The organism is Parabacteroides chinchillae (genome assembly GCF_900108035.1).
Taxonomy (GTDB): Bacteria; Bacteroidota; Bacteroidia; order Bacteroidales; family Tannerellaceae; genus Parabacteroides; species Parabacteroides chinchillae.
On record NZ_FNVS01000009.1, the window covers coordinates 61,321 to 74,502 of the forward strand.

10 protein-coding genes and 1 tRNA gene are annotated in these 13,182 nt (G+C 35.3%); 6 read left to right on the forward strand and 5 right to left on the reverse strand.

Going from position 1 to position 13,182, the window contains the following annotated elements:
* The first annotated feature begins 1 nt into the window (after nt 1).
* On the forward strand, nt 2-646 hold the full coding sequence (locus C4S38_RS08705) for a carbohydrate-binding family 9-like protein (protein WP_103983413.1): 645 nt from the start codon (nt 2-4) through the stop codon (nt 644-646).
* 48 nt (nt 647-694) lie between these two features.
* Here C4S38_RS08705 and C4S38_RS08710 read toward each other — a convergent pair whose 3' ends face one another.
* From C4S38_RS08710 to C4S38_RS08720, 3 genes are all read right to left on the reverse strand, one after another.
* A complete protein-coding gene (locus C4S38_RS08710; protein ID WP_103983414.1) occupies nt 695-1,090 on the reverse strand; it encodes a DUF6249 domain-containing protein in 396 nt (131 codons plus the stop codon).
* A 120-nt stretch (nt 1,091-1,210) separates the two neighbouring features.
* Complete coding sequence (locus C4S38_RS08715) at nt 1,211-3,346, reverse strand: sensor histidine kinase (protein WP_103983415.1); 2,136 nt, start codon at nt 3,344-3,346, stop codon at nt 1,211-1,213.
* A 2-nt stretch (nt 3,347-3,348) separates the two neighbouring features.
* Nucleotides 3,349-5,424, reverse strand: coding sequence for an ATP-binding protein (locus C4S38_RS08720; RefSeq protein ID WP_103983416.1), 2,076 nt, complete (start codon nt 5,422-5,424; stop codon nt 3,349-3,351).
* A 326-nt stretch (nt 5,425-5,750) separates the two neighbouring features.
* Here C4S38_RS08720 and rpsA point away from each other — a divergent pair, with 326 nt between their 5' ends.
* Entirely contained in the window at nt 5,751-7,544 is a 1,794-nt protein-coding gene (rpsA, locus tag C4S38_RS08725; RefSeq protein WP_099463674.1) for a 30S ribosomal protein S1, read from the forward strand.
* Nucleotides 7,545-7,602: 58 nt separating this feature from the next.
* Here the strand turns inward: rpsA and C4S38_RS08730 are convergent, their stop codons facing one another.
* Nucleotides 7,603-7,869 carry a hypothetical protein gene (locus C4S38_RS08730; RefSeq protein ID WP_099463675.1) on the reverse strand — a complete coding sequence of 89 codons (267 nt, stop codon included), beginning with the start codon at nt 7,867-7,869 and terminating at the stop codon, nt 7,603-7,605.
* Between the two features lie 167 nt (nt 7,870-8,036).
* Nucleotides 8,037-8,111, reverse strand: a tRNA-Pro gene (locus C4S38_RS08735).
* A gap of 305 nt (nt 8,112-8,416) precedes the next feature.
* Between C4S38_RS08735 and C4S38_RS08740 the strand changes: the two genes are divergently transcribed.
* The 4 genes from C4S38_RS08740 to C4S38_RS08755 all read left to right on the forward strand — a co-directional run bounded on the left by C4S38_RS08740 (nt 8,417) and on the right by C4S38_RS08755 (nt 13,115).
* Complete coding sequence (locus C4S38_RS08740) at nt 8,417-9,685, forward strand: site-specific integrase (protein ID WP_103983417.1); 1,269 nt, start codon at nt 8,417-8,419, stop codon at nt 9,683-9,685.
* On the forward strand, nt 9,682-10,419 hold the full coding sequence (locus C4S38_RS08745) for a helix-turn-helix domain-containing protein (RefSeq protein WP_103983418.1): 738 nt from the start codon (nt 9,682-9,684) through the stop codon (nt 10,417-10,419). Before C4S38_RS08740 ends, C4S38_RS08745 begins: the two co-directional genes overlap by 4 nt.
* A gap of 50 nt (nt 10,420-10,469) precedes the next feature.
* Nucleotides 10,470-11,429 carry a phage/plasmid replication domain-containing protein gene (locus C4S38_RS08750; RefSeq protein ID WP_103983419.1) on the forward strand — a complete coding sequence of 320 codons (960 nt, stop codon included), beginning with the start codon at nt 10,470-10,472 and terminating at the stop codon, nt 11,427-11,429.
* Between the two features lie 756 nt (nt 11,430-12,185).
* Nucleotides 12,186-13,115, forward strand: coding sequence for an Abi family protein (locus tag C4S38_RS08755; RefSeq protein WP_103983420.1), 930 nt, complete (start codon nt 12,186-12,188; stop codon nt 13,113-13,115).
* Nucleotides 13,116-13,182 lie beyond the last annotated feature (67 nt).

Genomic DNA, 13,182 nt, shown 5'->3' on the forward strand with positions numbered 1-13,182 from the left:
AATGAAAAGTCTGAAAGTACCTTATTTGGAAATGCTGGATGTATTATCACCATCTTCCATTGATCCTGTATTGGAAAAATATGCACAACGCGAATATGTCGACGTGCTTAACTGGAAATCAGAATACGGTTACAAACCAATTGTCGCATTCGACATAGCCCGTTCCAAAACACATTTGTATATCCGCTATTTTGTAAAAGGCAATAGTCTCAAAGCGGAATACGGCATAAACAATTCTCCTGTCCACCAGGATAGTTGTGTAGAGTTTTTTATGCAGAAGGCTGGAGATTCCAACTATATGAACTTTGAATTCAATTGCATTGGGACTTGTGATGCAGCCCGGCGCGAATCCAGAGAAAATAAAAGCTCATTATCCCAGGAAGAATATGCATCTATCAAAACCTATTCTTCCTTAGGAACTAAACCTTTCCCGGAAAAAGAAGGTGTGTTTGCCTGGGAACTCACTGTTGTTATTCCTTTTACCTTAATGGGGCTAGACCCAAATAATCTTCCACAAAAGATCATGGGAAACTTCTACAAATGTGCAGATAACACACAATTCCCTCATTTTGTAAGTTGGAATCCGATTGATTTACCGGAACCCGATTTCCATTGTCCAAAATTTTTCGGAGAAATTTATTTATAACAAAAAAGCCCGCAGATCAATGATCTGCGGGCTTTTTTGTTCCATTTATCATTTCTTTCCCATCTTCAACTCTATAACAAAGGCTACTATTAATCCTATACCGCCAAAAAGAAGAACAGAAGCACCATAAGCAGTACCAGCCATTTCATTTCTGTACCAATCGTCTGTCCCATTTAACACGAATAAAGTATTCATTATAAATCCTACCAACATTCCCAGCCCAAGACCTGAGAGTAGACATCCTATCTTTAAGCTGCTGAATGAAAAACAAGGAGAATAAGCCGACAAATGCAATTTATCCTCTAAAGAAGACATACCCTGTTTGTCGCTTAATTTTTCAATAATGGCCATTCGTTCCTTACGGCGTAAAAACAATTCGGACAAGCCATATATCCCGGCAAACACAATACCAACGATCAGCGGAGTTGTAATAAAGTTCATCATACCTTTCTCTATTTTAGTAAATAATTTGTTTATCTATTTGACGCAAACAAATTGATTCGGTTACAATTTCTTCTTAAAATTCACTCCGAAACCAGCAAAAAACTATGACAGACAAAAATGTTACAGTTCCGGGGAAGTTCCTCCACAGGGATGAATAAGAACAAACCGGGCGCCATCAGTATAAGACGAATCAATAAAAATAGAACCACCTAACCGCTCAGCTATAATACTGCAAATAGATAACCCTAAGCCTGTTCCTGGTTTATAGTCATCTAATTTTTCAAACCGCTTAAATACGGCAGCTTGTTTATCTAAAGGAATACCACACCCCGTATCTGTTACAGTAATTCGGACATTCTGCCCGTCCGCCTCTTGTTTATATGAAAGGTTTATTTCTCCTTCGGTTGTAAATTTTGCGGCATTAGTCAATAAATTGGTTAACAACTGTTGCAAACGTAGAACATCAGTATATACCACAACACTATTTTGATCAGGAGTAAAAGTAAGCCGGACACCTTCAGGTATACGGTAACGTATACTATCAAGTGCTTTCCTGCAACATTCCAACAAAGAATAACGTTTCATCTTAAAAGCCATATCTCCTGTTTCCATCTGGGATAAATCCAAAACATCATTAATCAATGTCAATAACAGGTCCGTATTATTCCTGATCACCTTAGAATATTCTTCCTTTTCTTCAAAACTCGATTCTCCATCTATCAACAAACCCGAAAATCCTACAATTGCATTTAACGGAGTACGTATTTCATGACTCATATTCGCCACAAAAGTACTTTTCATCTGACTGGCTTCTTCTGCACTATTTCTCTCCTGAATTAACCGGTTTTCCGACTTTAACAATGATTTTTTTTCATGCAGCAATTCATTTTTAAGACGTTGGGCACGACGAATATAGACATATAACACATAGAGTAGCACCAACAAAATAATAATAACAGACAGTGACAACAGCAGTTGATCTTGTTTATGGCTCATCCGCTTGTTCGCGTACTCCAATTCGCGACTCTGCGACTCCCGCTCATTTATTTTATGCAAAGTCCGTAGCTGATTTACCTGGCGCAAAAAAGTTTCTGTATTCTTTGCCTGGTCATAACTATAAATCTCATCATACAAAAACATGACTTCCTTTAGTTTTCCCTGTTCTTTTAAGATATCAGCCTTCAATTGAAGTTCATCAGGAAGACGTTCTACTTCCAATATTTTGTCTATATAATAAAGGGCTAATACATGATCTTTTGTCGCTTTATAATAAGATGCCTTCGAAAACAAATAAACCAATTCTGCATAATCGCCGTCTGTAAATATATTTCCGGCATACACATTTGCGCTATCCAAAGCTTCTTTAGCCCGGTCAATTTTACCTTCACGCGTATATAAGTCCACACACAAACTATAATATAACCCATATTCCCGTTTAACCGGATATGTATCTCCGATCTCTTCATTCAACTTTTCCTGTTCTTTAATAAGGGCTAAATATTTATCCGCTATTTGTTCTGCCTGTTCAAACAGGCGAACCCGATAACAAGATTCTAATTGCAAACTAATCATACGTAATTGCATGTCTAATTTGTCACTTAATGAAAAATGCAATTGTTCACATTGTTTTTCAGTCATATTATTCAGTAAATCAATACCTTCCTGATATGCAACAACAGCATCGCTATCACGGGAAACAGCTCTGTAAATAAGTCCCAGACATTCGGAACTACAAATCAATCCATATTCTTTTTGCTTTTCACTAGCTATACGATATAGCTCCATAGCTTCTCCCATAGCTGTTTCGTAGTCTTTTTTCCAAATAAGATCTTTACAAGAAAAGCTTTTCGCAATAAACAAAGCCTTGGGATATTCATTATTTCTGTGTGCAACCGAATCAATCTTACGAATCCAAAACAAAAGGCTATCCCTCTGATCCATTCTATTATAATAATAATTCGATATATTCTCCAATGCATTATATATATCAGCTTTGGAATCTATTCGTACAGATAAATCATATTGCCGGAGCAGATATTGCAAACGTTCCGGTTTAAAATCATTCAGCTCGGCAAGCCTCTTCAATATAGGTATACGATTCTGCGGTTTTGATTCTCTTTCCAATATTCGATTCAAACTATCAATTTCCTGCTTAAATTTCTCATTAGCAAATACAGGCAATACAGAAAAAAAGCTGATACTTAAACACAGCCACAAATTTAACCAATTACGCCTATATATATTATTTGTTATCATACTCAGGAATTCATTATAACAGGGTGGACAAAAATAAAACGGGCACCTTCCGTGTAATCCGGATCAACATAAAGTTGTCCTCCTAATTTTGTGGCTATCAACCAACATATAGGCAACCCTAATCCGGTTCCCTGAGCAAAATCATTCAATTTTTCAAAACGCTCAAATACTAAACCTTGCTTCTCTATAGGTATTCCACATCCCGTATCAGTAACTATAAAACGAATTATTTGCTTTTCTTCTGATATTTCTATCGAAAGATTTATTTCTCCCTTAGTTGTAAACTTTGAAGCGTTAAGCAACAATTTATTCAATAGTTGACGAATGCGATTCATGTCAGTTTTTAATTCAAAGGACTCCACGGAGGAAGTAAACGTTAATTGCACCCCATCTGAAACTTTATCCTTTATATATTCAAATACTTCCCTGCAACAAGAAACTATGTCGCAAAAGGTAAATGAAAAACGGAAATTTGCAGATTCTAAGCAGGACAAATCAAGAACATCATTCACTAAATTCATTAATATTTCCGAATTCTTACCAATAATAGCTGCAAACTCCATCCGATCTCCTTCACTATAATTATTTTCAGCCATAAGCTCGGAAAAGCCAACTATCGCATTTAGCGGAGTACGTACCTCATGACTAATATTGGCAATAAACGCGCTTTTTTGCCGATTGGCTTTTTCAGCTTCTTCTTTAGCCATCTGTAATAATTTTTCAGAAGCCACCAAAGAATCTTTTTCACACAACAATTCATCCTTTAAGCGGCAAGTCCGCCGGTAATACCGGATAAGAAAATAAAGCACTAATAATAAAATGATAACAAACAAAACAGATATAAACAATAATCGTTGTTTTATCAAAATCTGTTCATTCTGATACAGCAAAGCACTCTCCTGTTCATTTTGATCGTTTAAATCATTTAAAATACGGAGTTGTTTTATCTGGCGATTAAATGCATCATTACTAATTACGGAATTGTTCTTTAGCAATTCTTCATAAACAGCCATTGCTTTTTTTATCTGACCATCAGCCCTCAAAACATCCACCTTTCTTTTCTGCATTTCCAAATCCAAATTCAGTGCCAAAGCATTGTCTATTGCTTTCAAAGCCAGGGCCGCGTTGTTTATTTTCTGATAATACATAGCCTTGGCTCTATAGTAGACATATCTCACCCATTCATCTGTTTCCGATTCGATAGTTTTTGTTGCTTCGCCTAATGCTTTTTCAGCTTTATTTAATTGACCGGAGACTGTATACAATTCGACATAATACGAATTGATTAATCCCGAATGCCAGCGCATCGGATATGTAATACCTATAGCTTTATATTTTTGTTGTTCATCTTTGTAGATGTTCTGATATTTTTTCAACAAATCCTCTGACTCTTCAATGTCATTCATACGCAAAGACGAGACGAGCATATCAGACAAATACTGCATAAAAAAGCCACGCTGAATACTTCTATTTTCCCATTGCAAACCCTCCCTAAAGACATTCACAGCCTCTCTATCACGCTTAACTGCCTGATATATCAGTCCTAAATTCTGTTTTGAGCACATAAAGCCAAATGCATACTTCTCTTTTTCGGCACGTGCAAACTGCAATAGGGCTTCGTTCATTGCTAACTCATAATTAGCCTCCGACAAATATTTCCTACATATAAGATTACCGACTTTGAAAAAGGCTTCAGGATATTTTTGTTTTGCCAAGCATAAAGAATCCAACTGCTTTTTCCAATATATCAAACTATCAGAAACAGATAAATTATAATAATAACGGCACATTCCGGCTATTGCATCATATACAATTCCTGTAGAATCTATCTTATTGGCAACATCTATAATCTGCTTCAAATAGGCAATCTCTTCAGGTTGCTGCCAATACTGATTAACTAATATTTTTAAAACCGGGATTTTTTCGGCATCAGTAACACAATTCTTTAGTGCCACATCAAGGCTATCCTTTGTTGTTTGACCAGGAATAACTTGCGCCTTCATCTGCGTGCCACAAAACAAATGGACAAATACAAAAATAAAGATATATATATAAACAAACGAACGCGTAGTTTTCATGCTTTCCTCTTAAAGCAAACAAACATACGAATTTATTCAGAATTGATTCAAACAAATGGTTATATTTTTTCACGAAACTTCGTAAAAATAAAGATGTTCCAGAATCACCTTCAAACTTGTCATTCTGGCCTGATACAACCCAACAGTACTCAATTTAATCTGCACACACTATAAAAATAGGACATTAGACATAAACTCATTCTTTTTTCATTCGAAAAACACTTGGGTATCAGAAAAAAGCATTACCTTTGCCCCGATTTTTTGAGAAATGACAACATAATGTCTAACTTACTAATTAAAACAAACTTAGTATTAACAATTAAAGAATGGAAAATTTAAAGAACATTCAGCCGGTTGACGATTTCAACTGGGATGCCTTTGAACAAGGTGAGTCTTACGGTGACGTAAGCAAGGACGATCTTGTAAAAACGTATGATGAGACCCTGAACACTGTAAAGGACAAAGAAGTGGTTATGGGTACTGTTACTGCAATGAACAAACGCGAAGTTGTAGTTAACATTGGCTTTAAATCTGACGGAGTTGTTCCAATGTCGGAATTCCGTTACAATCCGGATTTGAAGATCGGCGACGAAGTAGAAGTTTACATCGAAAGCCAGGAAGACAAAAAAGGACAATTAATCCTTTCACACAAGAAAGCACGTGCTACACGTTCTTGGGATCGTGTTAACGAAGCTCTTGAAAAAGACGAAATCATTAAGGGTTACATTAAGTGTCGTACAAAAGGCGGTATGATCGTTGATGTATTCGGTATCGAAGCATTCTTGCCGGGTTCTCAGATCGATGTTAAGCCTATCCGCGACTACGATGTATTTGTTGGTAAGACAATGGAATTCAAGATTGTTAAAATCAATCAGGAATTCAAGAATGTTGTTGTATCTCACAAAGCTCTTATCGAAGCAGAACTTGAACAACAGAAGAAAGACATTATCTCTAAACTGGAAAAAGGACAGGTATTGGAAGGTACCGTTAAAAACATCACTTCTTACGGTGTATTCATCGACTTGGGTGGCGTAGACGGTTTGATCCATATCACAGACCTTTCTTGGGGTCGTGTTTCTCATCCGGAAGAAATCGTACAGTTGGATCAGAAGATCAATGTTGTTATCTTGGATTTCGACGACGAAAAGAAACGTATTGCTTTAGGCTTGAAACAACTTACTCCACATCCTTGGGATGCTTTGGATGCTAACTTGAAGGTTGGCGACAAAGTAAAAGGTAAAGTTGTTGTTATGGCCGACTACGGTGCATTCATCGAAATTGCTCCGGGCGTAGAAGGTTTGATCCACGTATCTGAAATGTCTTGGACTCAGCACTTGCGTAGCGCTCAGGACTTCATGAAAGTTGGTGACGAAATCGAGGCTGTTATCTTAACACTAGACCGCGACGAACGCAAGATGTCTTTGGGTATCAAACAGCTTAAAGCTGATCCATGGGAAGATATCGAATCTCGTTTCCCTGTTGGTTCACGCCACACAGCTAAGGTTCGCAACTTCACTAACTTCGGCGTATTTGTTGAAATCGAAGAAGGTGTTGACGGCTTGATCCATATCTCCGACTTATCTTGGACTAAGAAAATCAAACATCCGTCTGAATTTACTCAGATCGGTTCAGAAATTGAAGTCCAGGTACTTGAAATCGACAAAGAAAACCGTCGTTTGAGCTTAGGTCATAAGCAATTGGAAGAAAATCCTTGGGATGTATTCGAAACTATCTTCACAGTAGGTTCAATCCACGAAGGTACAATTATCGAAGTTCTTGATAAGGGTGCTGTAGTTTCTTTACCTTACGGCGTAGAAGGTTTCGCAACTCCGAAACATTTGGTAAAAGAAGACGGTTCGCAGGCTGTAGTAGACGAAAAGCTCCAGTTCAAGGTAATCGAATTCAACAAGGAAGCTAAGCGTATCATTCTTTCTCACAGCCGCATCTTCGAAGATGAACAAAAGGGTGCAAAGAAAGAAGGAGCTGCTGACAAAAAATCATCAGCAAAACGCAACAAAAAAGAAGAAGATTCAGCAATGGTAACCGGTTCTGTTGAAAAGACAACACTGGGGGACATTGAAGAACTTGCAGCTTTGAAAGAAAAATTGTCTGGTAAATAATCGACAACTTTCAATATAAACAAGAGCGGCAGGTTAATTATAACCAGCCGCTCTTTCTTTATCTGGCATCTTTATCTTTCAATTCACGTCCTTGTTCCTTCTCTCCATAATAATCATAGCTTTCATCAATATGAAGCAAACGATTTATCTTATGCCGCTTATTTAAATCGACAAAATAAGATTCCACCACTTTATATAAATTAAAACCATCTGTAGAACCGGCAGCTAAACTCAGTTTCTCTATTAGCTCCTCTACGGCTTTATGAATTTCATTCTTGTTCACCAAATGAAACTCATTATTATGTACCAAAGGTTTGCTATTCATAAGGCTTATTTTTAAGTTATTCTATCTTTATAACCACCCATTCATGTGATATGTTTTAAAGATATCGATAATACCAAAAGAACAGCAAGAACAACTTGTGTGCAAGAAATTAGAGAAAACAAAAAAAGGAATTAAGTTTACCAACTTAATTCCTTTTACTCAGCAGGTCGGGATGACTGGATTCGAACCAGCGACCACACGCCCCCCAGACGCGTACTCTAACCGGGCTGAGCTACATCCCGCTTTATTTTTACGGGTGCAAAAATAGAGTATTATACGGGATTTTACAAGTTTTCCCCTCCATTTTTACAGAAATTTGTTCCCCATCATCTAGAATAAAGAATAAAACACTGGTTAATAAATACTTAACACATATAAAGGTCTCTATTCTATTATCCTCGCTATCACTTATTATTTTAGGAATGTTTTAGGAAAGAATTCATACGATTTCAAATTGTTAATAATTGCTAATCAAGAGTAAGAACTATAACCTACTTTTGGTGATAAAGACAAAGCATCCATCTATTTTTGTAATAAAAAAAAGTTTATGGCTTCATTTAAGTTAGTGCTTCATAAGCCAAATAAGAGAAAAGACGGTACTTATCCCATCTCTTTACGGATAATAAAAAATATGAGAACTAAATATTTTAATTTAGGTCTTTACACGACAATAGAAGAATGGGATGAACATGCTGAACGTTTCAAACAGGACAAAAAGATATGTCCTATGTATAAGGAGTATAATGCAAGATTATTAGAATTGCAAGCACGGGCACAAGCTCTTGAAATTAATTTTGACAGAGAAGGTATCGATTGGACTTTGGAACAATTCAAAAATGCCTTCTTTCATAAAACTAAACAAGGAAAGTTTATAGAATATACAAATAAATGTATTAATGATATGAAGGGAACAGGACATATTGGAAATGCGAAAGTATGGGAAAGCTCTATCTACAATTTAAGTTTATATGATAAACGATTAAAGTCAAGGTTACTATCCGAAATTGACATTAAATATGTGAATAACTACAATATTTTTATGGAAAAAAAGGGATGGTGTGGAAATACAAGAAAACATAATATAAAAACATTGAGAGCCATTTTAAACAAAGCGATACAAGAAAAAGAATGCTCACCTAATAATTATCCTTTTGGGAAAGGTGGGTTTTGTGTTTCAGCTTTAGGAGAAGAAACACGTAAAAGATTTTTATCCGAAGAATCTCTATCCAAATTAATGAATACACAATCAAAGTCAATATCCAAAGAAATAGCACGTAGGCTATTTATATTTTCTTATTTGTGTTATGGTATGAGTTTTATTGACATGGCTAATATCAAAAAAGAAAATATAATATTTGAAGGAGGTAAAGAGTATATAATGTATAAGCGACAGAAAACCGAACATTGTAAAGGTTCTAAGTATATTAAAATATTGATGAGTGACGATATTAAAGTATTAATAAAGTGGTTTACTGAAAACACCAATCTAATCGGGAAGTATTTATTACCAGTCGTAACTATTAACTATACAGGAGAGAAACTGTATGAGCATCAAAGAAGACGATTAGCCAAATATAATAGCAATTTAAAAAAATTAGGAGAAGAATTGGATATTCCGGAAAAGTTGACAAGTTATGTAAGCCGTCATTCTATGGCTATGAGTTTACAAAAGGATGGAACTCCTAGGGAAGTAATCAGTCAGATTATGGGACATAAAGATCTGAGCACAACTAATACATATTTAGACAGTTTCAGTAATGATGTAATTGAAAAAGCAACAAATAAATCACTATATAAAAATAAAATAGTATTATGAGAACAGCTGTTTATGAAAACTTCTTCACCAAACTAATTGCTACAACAAAATGTTTGGATATTAATGAAATAGAAAAGTATATTAGTAAAAGTACTGGTAATGATATTCTATTAGTTAACAAACAATTAGATAAAGCCAACAAACTATTAAATGAAAGGTACGGACGCTATGGGGTTATTTCGGAACAAGATAATGTGAAAGCGCTACAGAAAGGATACTATGATTTAAGTATGATTAAATTAAGTCTTAGTGACATTAGACGAAAAATAGATCAATATAACATTGAAGAAAGTTCACCGTTGGGACAACAAATAAGTAAAGATTGGGATAATGCTGCTTATTTATTACAAGATCTTTTACAGTTGGAGAATATGAATTTAATAAATTATTTAAGACTATTAGAAGATCGAAGTTCTGAATTATGTCAGAATAAGGAAACAGAGAAAAGAAAACGATGCAGCAATCAGAAACAACACAATTTAAAGCAAATCTCGAACAATAAAATTGCTACGGAAATGCCTTGCGACATCATAACAATAGAGGAAGTATGTAAAATAACAAGACTATCAAAAAGTAAAATTTACCATATGGTATGTAATCACGAAATACCGCACTACAAGCTCAATCCTAATAAAAAAGGACGCTTATTCTTTTTTTATTCTGAAATAGAAGTATGGCTGAAAAGGAATAGGATAGGCACTATAGAGGAATATCTTAATCAATTTGAAAATTAATAATAAAGTAAAAATTATAAATGTTTTATTGATATTAATAATATATAATTATGTATGATACCATCCATTTAATATTAAAGGAAAATGATTTAGACATTCCTATTTCATTTAAAGAAGAAGTAGCTTGTAATATAGAGATAGACGAAAAGAAAAGTACTATATCAAAGATTTATGGTCATATCGATAATATGAGTGTAATGATTACAGGGAAGACTTTATCTGTTATAGGGAGTTTAACTAGTTATACTAAGGGAAATAATATAAAAGGGATGGTTTTTTCCGAAGTAAAAAAGGCAATTGAAAGTTTAAGTAAAACATTAAACGTGCCATTAGAAAAGGCGAAAGTAAAAAGGATTGACATTGCACAGACTTTTACAATGCAATTTGAACCTAGACTTTATTTACCAAAATTATATTATTTAAGTGGATTTAGTAGGTCTAACATTAGTGGTACAAGTTTATATTTTGGAAAAGAAAGTAAAAGGAAGAGCGGTGAAAATTTGCAATTACTTTTTTATGACAAAAATGCTGAATTAAGAAATTCAGATGGATATCCATTAGTACAGAAATCACGCAATTTATTAAGGTATGAATTAAGAATAAAGAATGTAAAATATACTTTTAAGCGCAAAATTCGATGTTTAGAATTGTTTTCAGAGGATTTTTATCGTGAATTGATTAATTTATGGTATAGCATGTATAAAAGCATTGAAAAACGATTAGAATCACTTGAAGACTATTGTGAGATAAAATTAAACGGAAAAAAAGATTTATATGAGACTTGCCTGCGTTTATGTGTAATGGCTTTCAATATGGAAGAAGAAGTAGAAATTGCATCAAAAAAAGGAAAGGTCACAGCACAAAACAAGAGTAATGTTCTGAAAAAGATAAAAGAGATAAAGGAGGAATTAAGGAAGAAGCATCCGATTTTGTCTATGATTGATGAATTGAATAAGAAAATAAAGAAAGAATATGAAGAACAAATAAAAGGATTAGAAAAAGAAGCATAAGCTTTGCCAAGAAAACGATTATTTATACATTTGTTCTGTCCGTAAGGAACGGACAGGGCGTTTAGAAAATCCTTATTATTGAAATCTGGACAATTTCATACACACGAGGAGAACAATGTAACGTCCATGCTTTGTATGTACGTACTCTATAAAGAGTGTTGTAGATATAGGCGTGGACTGTTACGTTTATCCTGTGTGTAGAGCAGTCCAGAGCTTCAATAATAGGATAAACTAACAGTTTCACGCTTGAACCGAAGTGTGATTTATATCAGTTTGATATACAGTTACTATATATCAGATTTTATTATATTTGATACCACTAAGTTCCCGTTTATTATTTATTTTCTTCCAAATCAACCACAAGATTCCACAATCTGTTTTATCACTATCTCACGTCACAATGAGAGAATTTATATCGGCATTGATAGTCTCTAAGATGGGTATGATTGAACCCACCCCATAATAGTTTTGTAACTATTGTGCTGGGCTTATCAAAAAATAGATAAAACCCAGTAACAGGATGAAACTCATTTAACCACCAAATTATACTAAGCATACTGCATATCTGAAGATTGTAGTAGTTTAGCAGTTGTTGGTTGAAAGTAGATTCTCACGGAGTCGAAAATATTTTTGCCACATCCATTGCGGAATCAAATAAAAGTATTACCTTTGCACTTGATATGACCTCCCACGCTTCCCGTAGAACAGCGCACCCGGGGAGGTCTTCGAGTTTTTATATAGTAGCTTCTGATAAAATTGACTGACAAAACTGATTATACAAAGAAGCCGTTGACCCTCGCCGAGCAAGTTGCGAGACTAAAACAACGGGGACTTGTTTTCGATGATGAAAGCGAGGCATCCGCTTATTTGTTCAATATCAGCTACTACCGACTTCGTGCATACACTTATCCGTTCCAGGAGAACAGTGAAGATTCTGAACACAACTTTACTCGCAAAGATATTCACTTCAAAGACATAATAGACCTCTATTGTTTTGACCGCAGACTGCGTTCGCTTATTTTCAACGCCATTGAAAAGATAGAAGTGGCAGTACGCACAAAAATCGTACAGGTATATGCCGAAAGCACAGGTGATAGCCATTGGTACAATGATGAAAGTTTATATCGTTTCGGCTACGATGATTTAATGGATCATATTGAAGCTGATGTAAACCGCAGCAACGAAGATTTTATCAAGCATTACAAATCAAAATACAACAATCCTCCGATGCCGCCAAGTTGGATGGCACTCGAAGTAGTATCGTTTGCCACATTGAGCCGCTTGTTCCAATCCTTAAAGTTGGATAGTCGCAAAGAGTACATTACCGAACAATTTGGGTTGAAGAAAGTGGCCATATTGGAGAACTGGCTGCACGCTATTTCCAATCTCCGCAATTGTTGCGCTCACCACAGCCGTACTTGGAATCGCCGTTTTATGGTTAGCGTAACATTGCCATACAATACTCTTTATCCGTTCATGGATAGAGCAACAATCGGACAAATACGCACAAACAAACTGTTTGCTGCACTCTCTTGTATCGCGTATATCCTTGATATTATCAGTCCCGGAAGTGATTTCAAAAAGAATATCAAGGAATTGCTCAAATCCGATTGCCGTCTGCTAGATCTTAAAGATATGGGATTCCCAAAGTATTGGCAATCGCTTCCTGTTTGGAGAGAAAAATAGCAAACTCTACGTTTTTATTACGCTACTAATAGTTTATCAAGTGTCCCGGCAGCCCCTGATTCGTCAA

Bases quoted from the DNA above. Each gene is read 5' to 3' on its own strand.
- C4S38_RS08705 (WP_103983413.1), top strand. From the start codon at position 2: ATGAAAAGTCTGAAAGTACCTTATTTGGAAATGCTGGATGTATTATCA.
- C4S38_RS08720 (WP_103983416.1), bottom strand. From the start codon at position 5,424: ATGAAAACTACGCGTTCGTTTGTTTATATATATATCTTTATTTTTGTA.
- C4S38_RS08730 (WP_099463675.1), bottom strand. From the start codon at position 7,869: ATGAATAGCAAACCTTTGGTACATAATAATGAGTTTCATTTGGTGAAC.
- C4S38_RS08710 (WP_103983414.1), bottom strand. From the start codon at position 1,090: ATGATGAACTTTATTACAACTCCGCTGATCGTTGGTATTGTGTTTGCC.
- C4S38_RS08750 (WP_103983419.1), top strand. From the start codon at position 10,470: ATGTATGATACCATCCATTTAATATTAAAGGAAAATGATTTAGACATT.
- C4S38_RS08715 (WP_103983415.1), bottom strand. From the start codon at position 3,346: ATGATAACAAATAATATATATAGGCGTAATTGGTTAAATTTGTGGCTG.
- C4S38_RS08740 (WP_103983417.1), top strand. From the start codon at position 8,417: ATGGCTTCATTTAAGTTAGTGCTTCATAAGCCAAATAAGAGAAAAGAC.
- C4S38_RS08745 (WP_103983418.1), top strand. From the start codon at position 9,682: ATGAGAACAGCTGTTTATGAAAACTTCTTCACCAAACTAATTGCTACA.
- rpsA (WP_099463674.1), top strand. From the start codon at position 5,751: ATGGAAAATTTAAAGAACATTCAGCCGGTTGACGATTTCAACTGGGAT.